At 32.7% G+C, this 13,269-nt stretch carries 9 protein-coding genes and 3 tRNA genes; 9 read left to right on the top strand and 3 right to left on the bottom strand.

Annotated elements, in window-relative coordinates; genetic code table 11:
- Positions 1 to 5 precede the first annotated feature (5 nt).
- The 3 genes from gyrA to ACFX5E_RS09415 all read left to right on the top strand — a co-directional run bounded on the left by gyrA (position 6) and on the right by ACFX5E_RS09415 (position 5,394).
- Entirely contained in the window at positions 6 to 2,630 is a 2,625-nt protein-coding gene (gyrA, locus tag ACFX5E_RS09425; RefSeq protein WP_379854949.1) for a DNA gyrase subunit A, read from the top strand.
- Between the two features lie 47 nt (positions 2,631 to 2,677).
- A complete protein-coding gene (locus tag ACFX5E_RS09420; protein ID WP_379854948.1) occupies positions 2,678 to 3,946 on the top strand; it encodes a tetratricopeptide repeat protein in 1,269 nt (422 codons plus the stop codon).
- A gap of 383 nt (positions 3,947 to 4,329) precedes the next feature.
- Positions 4,330 to 5,394: a hypothetical protein gene (locus ACFX5E_RS09415; protein WP_379854947.1), complete on the top strand. Its 1,065-nt coding sequence runs from the start codon at positions 4,330 to 4,332 to the stop codon at positions 5,392 to 5,394.
- Between the two features lie 22 nt (positions 5,395 to 5,416).
- Here the strand turns inward: ACFX5E_RS09415 and ACFX5E_RS09410 are convergent, their stop codons facing one another.
- On the bottom strand, positions 5,417 to 6,178 hold the full coding sequence (locus tag ACFX5E_RS09410; protein WP_379854946.1) for a C40 family peptidase: 762 nt from the start codon (positions 6,176 to 6,178) through the stop codon (positions 5,417 to 5,419).
- 72 nt (positions 6,179 to 6,250) lie between these two features.
- A complete protein-coding gene (locus ACFX5E_RS09405) occupies positions 6,251 to 7,429 on the bottom strand; it encodes an acetyl-CoA C-acyltransferase (RefSeq protein ID WP_379854945.1) in 1,179 nt (392 codons plus the stop codon).
- 230 nt (positions 7,430 to 7,659) lie between these two features.
- Here ACFX5E_RS09405 and ACFX5E_RS09400 point away from each other — a divergent pair.
- The 3 genes from ACFX5E_RS09400 to ACFX5E_RS09390 all read left to right on the top strand — a co-directional run bounded on the left by ACFX5E_RS09400 (position 7,660) and on the right by ACFX5E_RS09390 (position 7,932).
- Positions 7,660 to 7,743 (top strand) — tRNA-Ser (locus ACFX5E_RS09400).
- A 17-nt stretch (positions 7,744 to 7,760) separates the two neighbouring features.
- A tRNA-Pro gene (locus ACFX5E_RS09395) sits at positions 7,761 to 7,835 on the top strand.
- A gap of 23 nt (positions 7,836 to 7,858) precedes the next feature.
- Positions 7,859 to 7,932: transfer RNA gene (locus tag ACFX5E_RS09390), tRNA-Arg, on the top strand.
- A gap of 452 nt (positions 7,933 to 8,384) precedes the next feature.
- Here the strand turns inward: ACFX5E_RS09390 and ACFX5E_RS09385 are convergent.
- Positions 8,385 to 8,594 (bottom strand): hypothetical protein, encoded by a 210-nt coding sequence (locus ACFX5E_RS09385; RefSeq protein WP_379854944.1) that lies wholly within the window; start codon positions 8,592 to 8,594, stop codon positions 8,385 to 8,387.
- 147 nt (positions 8,595 to 8,741) lie between these two features.
- On the opposite strand from ACFX5E_RS09385, the gene ACFX5E_RS09380 reads away from it, so the two are divergent.
- The 3 genes from ACFX5E_RS09380 (at position 8,742) to ACFX5E_RS09370 (ending at position 13,160) form a co-directional block, all read left to right on the top strand.
- Positions 8,742 to 9,419 carry a response regulator transcription factor gene (locus tag ACFX5E_RS09380; protein WP_379854943.1) on the top strand — a complete coding sequence of 226 codons (678 nt, stop codon included), beginning with the start codon at positions 8,742 to 8,744 and terminating at the stop codon, positions 9,417 to 9,419.
- Positions 9,412 to 10,680 (top strand): sensor histidine kinase, encoded by a 1,269-nt coding sequence (locus ACFX5E_RS09375; protein WP_379854942.1) that lies wholly within the window; start codon positions 9,412 to 9,414, stop codon positions 10,678 to 10,680. Before ACFX5E_RS09380 ends, ACFX5E_RS09375 begins: the two co-directional genes overlap by 8 nt.
- A gap of 71 nt (positions 10,681 to 10,751) precedes the next feature.
- On the top strand, positions 10,752 to 13,160 hold the full coding sequence (locus ACFX5E_RS09370) for a TonB-dependent receptor (RefSeq protein WP_379854941.1): 2,409 nt from the start codon (positions 10,752 to 10,754) through the stop codon (positions 13,158 to 13,160).
- Positions 13,161 to 13,269: the final 109 nt, after the last annotated feature.

The raw sequence follows: 13,269 nt of genomic DNA, 5'->3' as shown, positions 1-13,269 counted from the left end.
AACTTATGTCTGAAGGAGAAAAGTTAATTCCTATTAACATTGAAGATGAAATGAAAACAGCTTACATCGATTATTCGATGTCAGTAATTGTATCAAGAGCACTTCCAGATGTCAGAGATGGCTTGAAACCAGTACATCGAAGAGTACTTTATGGAATGCATGATTTGGGAGTAAACTCCAGATCTGCCCACAAAAAGTCAGCAAGAATTGTCGGGGAAGTTCTTGGAAAATATCACCCTCATGGAGATACCTCTGTTTATGATGCCATGGTTCGTATGGCACAGGAATGGAGTTTACGTTATTTATTGATTGACGGTCAGGGTAACTTTGGTTCTGTAGATGGTGATAGTCCTGCAGCGATGCGTTATACTGAGGCTAGAATGCGTAAGATTTCGGAAGAAATCTTGGCGGATATAGATAAAGAAACCGTTGATTTTAAATTAAATTTTGATGATACTTTAGAAGAGCCAACGGTTATGCCTACTAGAGTTCCTACCTTATTAATTAATGGGGCAACAGGAATAGCAGTGGGTATGGCAACGAATATGCCACCTCATAATCTTACTGAAGTAATCAATGGTACATTAGCCTATATTGATAACAATGACATTGAAATAGATGAATTGATGAACCATATTAAAGCTCCGGATTTTCCTACTGGAGGTATAATATATGGATATGAAGGCGTTCGTGAAGCATTTAAAACCGGGAGAGGACGTATTGTAATGCGTGCCAAAGTTGGTTTTGAAGAAGTGGATGGTCGGGAGTGTATTATCGTTACCGAAATTCCGTACCAAGTGAATAAAGCGGATATGATCAAACGGACTGCTGATTTGGTAAATGATAAAAAAATAGATGGTATCGCTAATATCCGTGATGAATCGGATAGAAACGGGATGCGTATCGTTTATATTTTGAAACGTGATGCCACGCCAAACGTAGTTTTGAATACGCTTTATAAATTTACGCAATTACAATCTTCATTCAGTGTAAACAATATTGCAATTGTAAAAGGTCGTCCGCAAATGTTGAATCTGAAAGATTTGATTCATTATTTCGTTGAGCACCGTCATGATGTGGTGACTCGCAGAACGCAATTTGAATTGAAAAAAGCAGAAGCAAGAGCGCATATTTTGGAAGGTTTGATTATCGCTTCTGATAATATTGACGAAGTAATTGCTTTAATCAAAGCTTCAAAAAGTACGGAAGAAGCAAGAGAGAAATTAATCGAAAGATTCAAATTATCTGATATTCAGTCTCGTGCTATTGTAGAGATGCGTTTGCGTCAATTGACAGGTCTGGAACAAGACAAGTTAAGAACCGAATATGAAGAAATTATGAAGCTAATTGAGCATTTAAAAGCTTTGTTAGCCGATGTAAATTTAAGAACGGCTTTGATAAAAGAAGAACTGGAGGAAATTCGTGAAAAGTACGGAGATGAACGTCGTTCTGTAATTGAATATTCTGGTGGAGATGTTAGTATTGAAGATTTAATTGCTGATGAAAATGTGGTAATTACAATTTCTCATGCAGGATATATTAAACGTACCAACCTTACAGAATATAAAACTCAGAATAGAGGAGGAGTTGGACAAAAAAGCGCTGGAACAAGAGATCAAGATTTCTTAGAGCACATGTTCGTGGCAACGAATCACCAATATATGATGTTCTTTACTCAAAAAGGTAAATGTTTCTGGATGCGTGTCTACGAGATACCAGAAGGAAGCAAAACAGCTAAAGGTAGAGCAATTCAAAATTTAGTAAATATTGAAAGCGACGATAAAGTAAAAGCATTTATTTGTACTCAGGATTTAAAAGATCAAGAATACATTAAGAGCCACAACCTTATTATGGTAACTAAAAAAGGTCAGGTTAAGAAAACATCTTTGGAGAAATATTCTAAACCTAGAGTAAATGGTGTTGCTGCAATTACCATTAAGGAAGGGGATGAATTATTAGAAGCAAAATTAACCAATGGAGAAAGTCAAATTATTTTGGCTGTGAAATCTGGTAAATTAGTTCGTTTTGAGGAAACTAAAACCCGTCCGATGGGAAGAACTGCTTCGGGAGTTCGTGGAATTACACTGAAAGACGATACTGATGAAGTTATTGGCATGGTTACTGTAAATGATATGAGCAGTGAAATTTTAGTTGTTGCTGAAAATGGTTACGGAAAACGTTCAAGTCTTGATGAATACAGAATTACAAACCGTGGAGGTAAAGGAGTTAAAACTTTAAATATTACGGAGAAAACAGGTAAACTTATTTCTATAAATGCCGTTACTGATGCGGATGATTTGATGATTATCAACAAATCTGGATTGACTATTAGAATGGCTGTTGAAGATTTGAGAGTAATGGGACGCGCTACACAAGGAGTGAAGTTAATCAACATTAAAGGAAACGATTCGATTGCAGCGGTTACAAAAGTAATGAAAGACGATATTGCTGAAGTGATTGTTGATGAAGACGGAAATGTTATTGAATCGGAAGCAATCGAAAGAGTTAAGCCGATCTTAGAAGTTCTTGATGATGAAGGAACGGAAGAAGACGAGGAAGAAGATGATTCTGAAGAGAGTGAAGAGGATGAAGAAGATGCTGATGACAACGACGCTGACGATGAAGCCTAAAAATAAGAATGTAAACAAGAATAATTATTAAACAAAAATAGAATATTATGAAAAGTAAATATGTAATACTTGCATCAGCATTATTGATATCAGTAGCTACTTTTGCTCAAAAAGACCAAATTAAAGCTGCTGAAAAAGCGATTAAAGGTGGTAATTCGCAAGAAGCAGTGAATATTTTGATAGCTGCCGAATCCGCTTCTGCAACTGCTCCAGATGCTGAAAAAGCACAATTTTTCTTTGTTAAGGGAAATGCGTACTTAGATTTAGCAAATAAAAAAGTTGATACAGATAAAAATCTTTCTCTTGCTGCAAAAGCATACCAAGATTTAATCTCAGTTGAAAAAACTAGCGGAAAAATGAAATTTTCAACGCAAGCAGCGGCTTCTATTACTGAAATAAAGTTTAAATTAATAAATGCTGCAATTGCAGATTCTAAAATTGACAAGCATTCAGATAGCGCTAAAAAATTATATGATGCTTATTTATTAGATAAAAAAGACACTATTAATTTGTATTATGCGGCTTCTACTTATGTAAATGCTAAGAATTATGACGAGGCTCTTAAGTTTTATGAAGAGTTGAAAACTTTGAATTATTCTGGAAAGGGAACTAGTTATTTAGCTATGAATAAGTTAAGTGGAGAAGAAGATCTTTTTACAACTGCTGCAGAAAGAGACAGAATGGTGAAATTGGGAACTCACGAAAAACCAAGAACGGAAGCTACACCTTCAAAAAGAGGCGAGATATATAAAAATATGGCTTTAATTCTAGTTGAAAAAGGAAAAACAGAAGAGGCTAAAAAAGCAATAGCAGCTGCCAGAGTTGCTAATCCTGAAGACACTTCATTAATTCTAACGGAAGCTAATTTATATTTGGAAACAAAAGATTATGATACTTATAAAAAATTAATTTCAGAAGTATTGCAAAAAAATCCTAATGATGCTGATTTGATATTTAATTTAGGTGTGATCAGTTATAATGCTAAGAACAATGCTGAAGCTGAAAAATATTATTTGCAAGCAATAAAAATAAAGCCAGATTATGTAAATGCATATCTTAATTTAGCTACTATGAAGTTGGATGCTGATAAAAATCTGTTTGACGAGATGAGCAAATTAAGTAATTCAGAAAAAGACAATAAGCGTTACTTAGTTCTTAAAAAACAAAGAGAAGCGGTTTTTATGGATGCTTTACCTTATTTAGAAAAAGCAAGTGAACTGGATCCTAAAAACACGGAGGTTAAAAATACCTTGTTAAGCGTTTACGGAGCTTTAGAAATGACGGAAAAGAAAAAAGCGTTAAAAGCTAAAATGTAAATATTTATCTTAAATTTTTTGGTTAGATATGTGTATGATTTTAATCTAAAAATTTGATAAAAAACCTCCTAAAGTTTGCTTTGGGAGGTTTTTATTTTAAAATTGGAAAGGCTTGAAAATAAAAGCGCAAAAAATGATAGTTTTTTTATTACAAATAAGCTTTTTTTTATTAAAAAAATATTAGTTTTTACTTGAAAAACAAAAAATAAATTATATTTTTAGAAAAAAAAGTACAGAAAAATTTATCGAATTTTTAATCAATGTTTAACTTTAATTTCTTCTCATTTAAAAAATGTATTATTTAATTTAAACGCAAATTTCTAACCAATATTTTGCAAGAATAGCCTTAGAATATTAACCAAAAGCCAAATCCCCAAATTTTTATGAAAACTAAGTTTTTAACAATCATCTATTTTTCGTTTTTTTCAATAACCTGTTTTTCGCAAAAAAACGAAATAAAATCTGCTGAAAATGAGTTTAAGAATGGTAGATTCCAGCAATCAATAAACATATTAAATAATGCTGAGTATTTAATTTTTAACGCAGAAGAAGCTGATCAATCCGAATTTTATAATTTGAAAGCTAAAGTTTTAACTGGTTTGTTTGAGACAAATATTGAACCAAGTAAAAATATTGCTCTCGCAATTGCGGCTTATCAAGATTTAATTGCAGCTGAAAAGGCATCGGGTAAATTTAAATATTCGGTTCTTGCAATAGAAGCAATAAAAAAAATAAAAGCTGATTTATTAAAAAGTGCTATTGCAGATATTGAAGCAAAAAGGTTTTCAGAGGGAGCAAGTAAGATGCATAGTATTTATTTGGGTAATAAAAAGGATACTATAAATTTATATTATGCAGCATCTTACTATAAAGATGCGAAAGATTATACTAACGCTATAAAACTTTATGAAGAATTAGAGATGCTTAAATTTTCTGGAAAAGGGTTAGGATATTATGCTGTGAATAAAGAAACCGGTGTGGATCAATTTTTCAACTCCATTTTATCTAGAGATTTGAGTGTAAAAGCTGGAACCCATATAAAACCAAGAGTAGAAAAATTACCGTCTAAAAGAACTGAAATTTACACAAATATGGCTTTTATTTATCTTAACAAAAAAGATTTAGACAAATCAGAGTGGTGCAATAATAAAATATTAGAAATTAATCCTAAAGATCCTAGTGCCTATTTAAATTTAGCCTACTTGAAAATTGATGCGAAAAAGATTGTTATGGACGAGATGAGTAATCTAGGTACATCTGCTAAAGATATGAAGGTTTACGATGAGCTGATTATTAAAAAAGATAATTTAATTATAAAGGCAATATCTTATCTGGAAAAAGGTAATGTGGCAATTCCTAATGATCAGGATATTTATAAATTACTATTAAATTTATATAGAGCTATGGACATGACGACGCAATATAATGCGCTAAAGGCACGTATTTAATTCAGGGGAATAGCATGCCGATTTAAATAATTTTTTTTATTACTCTTAGTTTGTGAGTATGTCTGTTTATTTCGGCATTGTAAATCCCTAGATGATCTAATCGGTCAATTCGAACTTTGCCACTTGCATGAATAATATAATTGTCATCCATAATTATCCCTACATGGATAATATTACCTTCATCATTGTCAAAAAAAGCCAAATCTCCAGGTTCGCTTTCTTCAATAAAACTTAAAGCTTCCCCTTGTGTTGATTGTTGTGAAGCATCCCGTAATAATTTGTATCCATTGAGTTTGTAAACCATTTGGGTAAAACCAGAACAATCAATGCCAAAAGGAGTTTTTCCTCCCCAAAGGTATGGCGCATTCAAATACATAAAAGCGGAATTAACCAAGCATTCTTTGTCTTTTTCTCCACTGGTTTTTGTTCCTTCAAAATCAAAATTTGAAATATTTATCTCGTTGTGATTTATAAAAGACAATGAGGAGCCTAAAGGAATTGGCATTAATAAACTAGAAGGAGCGGTTACATATTCTATCAAATCTGCATTTAGAATGATTGCTTCTGCGGATAATTGATTAAAACTTGTTTCAGAAATTAATTGAAATTGTTTAGAATCAACCCAGCCTTCATAACCATCATATTGCATTTTGATATGAGACCACTGCTTAAGCTGTTCCAAAATTTCAAAATGTTCGCCAAATAAAACTTGAGAAACTATTTCACTTTTATCGCTGGCTTCAAACCGAAGTGGGATCATAGCAAGATTACAAATTCCAAACATTTAGGGTAATTTATGAGTTAAGAATTATGAGTTATAAGTTTTAAAACTCATAACTCATAACTTATAATTATTTTAGGCTCTTTCAATAACAATTGCTGAAGCACCGCCGCCTCCATTACAAATTGCGGCTGCACCAATTTTACCATTATTTTGTTTTAAAACATTCAATAATGTTACAATGATTCGAACACCGGAGCATCCTAGTGGATGACCTAAAGATACGGCGCCACCGTTTACATTTATTTTACTGTTATCTAATCCTAGAATTTTTGCATTGGCTAAGCCTACAACAGCAAAAGCTTCATTAAATTCAAAATAATCAACATCATTTATTGATATTCCAGCTTTTTCTAATGCCTTAGGAATTGCTTTTGAAGGACTTGTAGTAAACCATTTTGGTTCTTGCGCCGCATCAGCATAGCTTTTTATGTAAGCCAATGGTTTTAATCCTAAAGCTATTGCTTTTTCTTCGCTCATTAATATTACTGCTGCTGCACCATCATTTATTGTTGAGGCATTCGCAGCGGTTACCGTTCCATCTTTGGTAAAAACTGGATTTAATGTTGGAATTTTATCTAATTTTACGTTAGAAAATTCTTCGTCTTTAGAAACGATAATTGGATCTCCTTTTCTTTGAGGAACAGGAACAGGAACTACCTCATTGTCAAATTTTCCTTCTTCCCATGCATTAGCGCTACGCTCATACGATTGAATTGCGAAGTTATCTTGTTCTTCTCTTGTAAATTTGTATTCAGATGCACATAAGTCCGCACATACGCCCATAGCGCTGTTATCGTAGGCGTCAGACAATCCGTCTCTTTGCATTCCGTCAATCATGGTTGCTGGACCAAATTTTGTTCCGTTTCTCAAATGCATGTAATGCGGAATCATACTCATGTTTTCCATACCACCGGCAACAACAATCTCGGCATCACCGCACATAATTGCTTGTGCACCCAGCATTACTGATTTCATTCCAGAGGCACATACTTTATTAACGGTAGTACAAGTCACACTATTAGGCAAACCGGCAAATATAGCCGCTTGACGAGCAGGAGCTTGCCCAACTCCGGCTTGTACAACATTACCCATAAACACTTCGTCAACTAAATTTGGGTCTAGATTAATTTTTTCCAAAGCACCTTTTATAGCAACCGCACCTAATCTTGGCGCAGGAACTGTAGATAATCCTCCCATAAAACTTCCGATAGGTGTTCTAACGGCAGAAACAATAACAACTCTTTTGTTCATGATATATATAATGTTAGTTTATGTAGCAAATTTAATCTTTTTTATACAATTTCATATTTTGATTGCATCTTAATATTTTTTTTAATATTAATGTAACCCTATATGTTTGATTGTGAAGTGTTTTTATAAAAAGACCGAAAAATTTTAAAAAAAAGCCCTCAAATACTTGTGGGTAACGTAAAGATGTCTTAAATTTGCAACCGCAAAACAGGACACGTTTCCTTGAGTTTGGAGGGGTGCCAGAGTGGTAATGGAGCAGTTTGCTAAACTGTCATCGAGTAATCGGTGCCAGGGTTCGAGTCCCTGTCCCTCCGCTTAATTTTTTGCACTTCGGGGTGTAGCGTAGCTCGGTTATCGCGCCTGCTTTGGGAGCAGGAGGCCGCAGGTTCGAATCCTGCCACCCCGACTAGATTCTTTTACATGAGCAATGGAGGCATAGCTCAGCTGGATAGAGCACCTGCCTTCTAAGCAGGCGGTCGAAGGTTCGAATCCTTCTGCCTTCACTTAAACCGATCAAGTATATTTTTATATATTTGGTCGGTTTTTTATTTTTATATTATTGATTTTAGATTACTTACTTTGTTTTTGTTTCAGTGTTGCATTTTACATTTTTTTTCTGTAGACCAATGAATTCCTGGGTCTTTTATACTTAATTAGTTGTAAATCAGATTGTTATTATCTTATTTTTTTCTTTTTTACTTCAATTTGTTCAAATGTTTTTTAGGGTAGGCAACAGGGTTCGAACCATTTTTAAATAACTGATTTACAAGGTTTTGTTTTTTAATAAGATGCGATAAATAGAAAAAGGTGAGCGAATAAAGCGGTGATTTATAAAAAAATAATTTTCAAAAGCATGCATCTAAAATTTGAACCTGTAAAGAGTAAGGAAAAAATAGTTTTTACTTTATTTTCATACACCTAACAGTTTTTTGGATTGTCATGTTTTGAATGAAATTTAAATTCCTAATAAAATTATCTTCTTAACAAGATAGACAATTTCAGATGCAATTTTTGGCGAGAGAGTCAAACCATCTGATTGGGACTGACTAATAATTTTTAAATATTTTTCTTCAGCCTCTGGAACTCTAGGATCAATATTTTCAAAATCCAGATATTTAAGATTCGTCTTAATATTAAAAATGATTTTCAAAGGAGTACAAAGCATATCTTCAAAATTGCCATCTCTTATTTAAAATAATTTTAAATTGTTTATTGTCAGAATTCTGTAAGCGAAAAACTCAGTTAAATTTAGAAATAATAATTTAATTCCTAAATTCAAATTTCATTCAAAATTGAATTGTTAATTTGCAATATGAAAATTCTAATTATCGAAGACGAAATCGAAATTGCCAATAGCATAAAAAGTTATCTAAAATCAAATGATATTCATTGCGAAATCGCAGGTACGCATCAAACGGCTTTAGACAAAATTACTATGTATGATTATGATTGTATTTTAGTGGATCTAATGCTTCCGGGCGGTGATGGATTTAGCATTTTGAAGGAATTGAAAAAATTAAACAAATCAGATGGGATTATTATAATTTCCGCTAAAGAAACTTTAGAAACTAAAATCGACGGATTCAATCTTGGAGCAGATGATTATTTGACGAAACCTTTTCACCTTTCAGAGTTGTTGGTCAGAATTCAGGCTTTGGTTAGAAGAAAAAAATTTGACGGAAACAATACAATTGAATTCAATGAAATCGAAATTGATACTTTAGCTAAATCTGTAAAAATTGGGAAAAAGAAAATAGAATGTACCAAAAAAGAAATAGATTTATTATTGTTTCTAATTGGGAATAAAAACAAAGTTTTATCTAAAAGCGCCATTGCTGAGCACCTTTCAGGTGATATGGCAGATATGTTAGACAATCACGATTTTGTATATGCACACATAAAAAATTTGAAAAAAAAACTAAACGATGCCGGAAGCAATGATTACATAAAATCGATTTACGGAATTGGTTATAAATGGAACAATGAATAAAAGATTATTACAGACTACTCTAAAATACTATGTTTTATTTTCTCTACTAGTGATGCTATTGGCAGCGCCACTATTCTTTTTTATCACTCAATTACTGTATCTGCACGAAACAGATGAATCTTTAATACTTCAAAAAGAGGAATTCGAGTTGTTATATGCTCCAGAGTTAAAAGATAACGATATTGCGGTTTGGAATAAATGGAATAGGAATATAAAAATAGATAAAGTTCAAAAAATAATTTCTAGCGACACGCTGTATAGCCTTAGTTATTATAACAATTTAGACAAAGAAAACGAACCCTATCGCGTGCTTAATTCTCCGGTTATAATTAATAATAAGCCTTATCTTTTTTCTGCAAGAATAAATCTTGTTGATAATAAGGATTTTATTATCAGTATTTTAATGGTGTTTACTATGATTATTTTAATTCTTCTGGTTGGATTATATATCATTACCAAAAGATTATCTATTAGGCTTTGGAAACCATTTTATGACACGCTCGAGCAAATTGAGAAATTTGAAATCGATAAAAATTCCCATCCAAAATTAGCTGAAAATTCTATCGAGGAATTCAATCGACTCAATCAGGCAATAAATAAATTAATTGAAAAAAATACCCGCATTTATAAAAGCCAAAACGAATTTATTGAGAATGCGGCACACGAACTGCAAACACCAATAGCTATTTTTAAAGGAAAATTAGAAACACTATTGCAAAGAGACGATGTTTCGGAAGAACAATTTGAAATACTAGACAAATTAAATGATACAACGACAAGGCTAAACCGATTAAATAAAAACCTGTTGCTTTTATCAAAAATAGAAAGCAAACAATATAACATTCCTGAAAAGGTTCTTTTAATTGAGGGTATCACAAATCAATTAGATTTTTTTAAAGAACAGGCATTAGCAAAAAACATTAACATAAATACCGCTTTAGAAGCGAATACATTCGTCGAAATGAATTTGTTTTTGTCTGAAATCTTGATAAGTAATTTATTTATGAACGCAATTAATCACAATACTGCTAATGGAAGTATTAATGTTGTATTACATAATAATTCATTAGTTTTTTCAAATACAGGGATATCTAAATCGCTCGAAACAGATAAATTGTTTGAACGTTTTTCTAAAGTAAATCCATCCTCGAAAGGAAACGGCCTGGGATTATCAATAATTAAGAAAATTGTAGAAAACAATAATTGGGAAGTTATTTATAGGTATGAAGATGAGCTGCACATTTTCGAAATTCGATTCTAAAATTCAATATTTCTTCAAACTCTATTTGCAATTTTGTCCTTAAAATTTTAATAAAGAATAAAAATCAACACATGCGAATAAAAATAATAGTACTATCATTTCTAATACTGTCAATTTCAGATTTATTAGGACAAAACAAAGCGGTCACACTGTCCGGAATTACAAAAGATAAAACCTCAAAAGAGACTTTGCTTTATGTAAATGTACTCTTAAAAAACTCAAAGGATAGCGTTTTGATTGCAGGAACTGTTACCAACGAAGAGGGCAGGTTTTCATTTGCGAATGTAGTTTCTGGAAATTACTTTTTAGAGTGTACACTTGTTGGATACAAAACAAAAAACCAACCTATTTACGTAGGTTCACTTTCTGAATTTCTAGATGAGGGAACCATTGAATTGGAAAAAGATGCTACTGTTTTAAATGAAGTTGTGGTCGTTTCAAAGCAAGAACTTATCAACTTGAAAATGGACAAGAAAACTTTTTCTGTGGCAGATAACATGAGCCAGAGTGGTGGTTCTGTTTTGCAAACAATGCAAAATTTGCCGGGCGTTTCCGTGCAAGACGGGAAAGTACAAATAAGAGGCAACGATAAAGTAACCGTATTAATTGATGGAAAACAAACCGCATTAACAGGATTTGGGAACCAATCGGGCTTAGATAATATACCCGCCTCTGCGATAGAAAAAATTGAAATCATTAACAATCCTTCTGCAAAATATGATGCCAACGGAAACGCTGGAATTATAAATATTATTTACAAGAAAAACAAAAAAGAAGGATTCAATGGTAAAGTGGGTTTTGCCACTGGATTGGGCTCGCTATGGGAAAGGAAAGAAAATTTACCAACGATTCGACCACAATACTCAGTAACGCCAAAAATTAATCCGACACTATCACTTAATTATCGAAAAAACAAAATTAATGCTTTTTTTCAGGGAGATTACCTTTATACAGAAACGCTCAATAAAAATGAGTTTGTAACGCGAACCTATACTGATGGAACTATTATTAATCAACAATCCAAAAGAAATCGCAATACTCATTTCACTACTATAAAAACAGGAATTGACTGGAATATTAACGAACAAAATTCACTTACCGTTTCGGGTTTGTTTGGAACCGAAAAAATAATTGACAACGGAGACCAACCCTTTTTTAATGAAAATTATTCGCAACGATTGCGACTTTGGCAATTTTTGGAAGACGAATTAAAAACCACCGCTATGGCTACTGCTGCATACCAACACAAGTTTAAAGAAGCAGGACGATTGTTAAATATTGGTTTCAATTACACGTTTCACAGAGAGGATGAAAAATATTTTTTTGAAAATATTTTGCCAACGTATACTGGAAAAGATGCTTTCAAATTGGTATCAGATGAGAAAGTAGCCGACTTCAATATTGATTACATCAAACCCTTAAAATACGGAAGATTTGAAACCGGTTTTAAATTCAGAAAAAGAGATATTCCAACCAATATGCAGTTCTTTCCCGGAGCAAATTCTCCAATAGATAGTGGAGCTGGCGGTCAAGCAACTTACAAAGAAATTATTCCGGCCGTGTATGGAAATTATATTTTTGAAAACAATAAAATTGAAGCAGAAGTGGGTTTGCGTGTGGAATATGTAGATTTGCAATACAATATCAATCCGGATCATAATACCTATAAAAGCGACGGTTACAGCTATACCCAACCTTTCCCAAATGTGCGATTGGCTTATAAAATCGATAACAATAATAAAATTTCATTATTTTACAATCGTAGAGTAGACAGGCCAAATGAAGTCGATATTAGAATATTTCCAAAATACGATGATGCAGAAATCATAAAGGTTGGGAATCCTGCTCTTCGTCCGCAGTTCACCAATTTATTAGAATTGGGTTATAAAACGAACTTAAAAAAAGGATATTTCTATTCGGCAGCGTACTACCGATTTGCAAATGCTACTATAACTCGAATTGCATCGACAGTTCCAGACAGTAATTTAATTTATGCGATCTTCCAAAATGCAAATAAAAGTCAGAATACAGGGATTGAAATGGTTCTTTCGCAAGATATTGTAAAATGGTATTCATTCAACTTCAACTTAAATGCGTACCACAATCAAATTAATGCTTTTACAGTTCAAAATTTATATCCACAACCCAATACTTTTTCAGCGGAGCAACAAGATATTTTCTCTGGAAATATAAAGTGGAACAATACCTTGCACGTATCCAAAAAAGTAGATGCTCAAGTAACTGCTATATATTTGGCTCCTGATATTATTCCGCAAGGAAAAATTGCTTCCCGATTTTCTATAGATTTAGGTATAAAAAAATCAGTCCAAAATGGTAAAGGAGAATTTTTCCTGAATGCAACCGACCTTTTCAATACATTGGTGATCAAAAAAGAAATTATAGGTCAGGATTTTAATTACAGTAGCACCGATTATTACGAAACACAGGTAGTTCGATTAGGTTATAATTATAAATTTTAAATAAAAAATACGGTAAAACGATATGTAAATGCCTAATAATACCTAAACGTTCTCTTATTAGAAATTACTTTCAATAGCTTTTTGTAATCTTCCAGACCATGATTTAGCA

It is taken from the genome of Flavobacterium xylosi (genome assembly GCF_042787345.1).
GTDB lineage: Bacteria > Bacteroidota > Bacteroidia > Flavobacteriales > Flavobacteriaceae > Flavobacterium > Flavobacterium xylosi.
Note: the sequence above shows the minus strand (reverse complement) of the source record. Positions and strands in the feature narration are given on the sequence as shown.

What these genes read in the sequence shown, in the direction of transcription:
- ACFX5E_RS09380 (WP_379854943.1), top strand. Translation starts at nt 8,742, where the DNA reads ATGAAAATTCTAATTATCGAAGACGAAATCGAAATTGCCAATAGCATA.
- gyrA (WP_379854949.1), top strand. Translation starts at nt 6, where the DNA reads ATGTCTGAAGGAGAAAAGTTAATTCCTATTAACATTGAAGATGAAATG.
- ACFX5E_RS09385 (WP_379854944.1), bottom strand. Translation starts at nt 8,594, where the DNA reads ATGCTTTGTACTCCTTTGAAAATCATTTTTAATATTAAGACGAATCTT.
- ACFX5E_RS09375 (WP_379854942.1), top strand. Translation starts at nt 9,412, where the DNA reads ATGAATAAAAGATTATTACAGACTACTCTAAAATACTATGTTTTATTT.
- ACFX5E_RS09420 (WP_379854948.1), top strand. Translation starts at nt 2,678, where the DNA reads ATGAAAAGTAAATATGTAATACTTGCATCAGCATTATTGATATCAGTA.
- ACFX5E_RS09415 (WP_379854947.1), top strand. Translation starts at nt 4,330, where the DNA reads ATGAAAACTAAGTTTTTAACAATCATCTATTTTTCGTTTTTTTCAATA.
- ACFX5E_RS09405 (WP_379854945.1), bottom strand. Translation starts at nt 7,429, where the DNA reads ATGAACAAAAGAGTTGTTATTGTTTCTGCCGTTAGAACACCTATCGGA.
- ACFX5E_RS09370 (WP_379854941.1), top strand. Translation starts at nt 10,752, where the DNA reads ATGCGAATAAAAATAATAGTACTATCATTTCTAATACTGTCAATTTCA.
- ACFX5E_RS09410 (WP_379854946.1), bottom strand. Translation starts at nt 6,178, where the DNA reads ATGTTTGGAATTTGTAATCTTGCTATGATCCCACTTCGGTTTGAAGCC.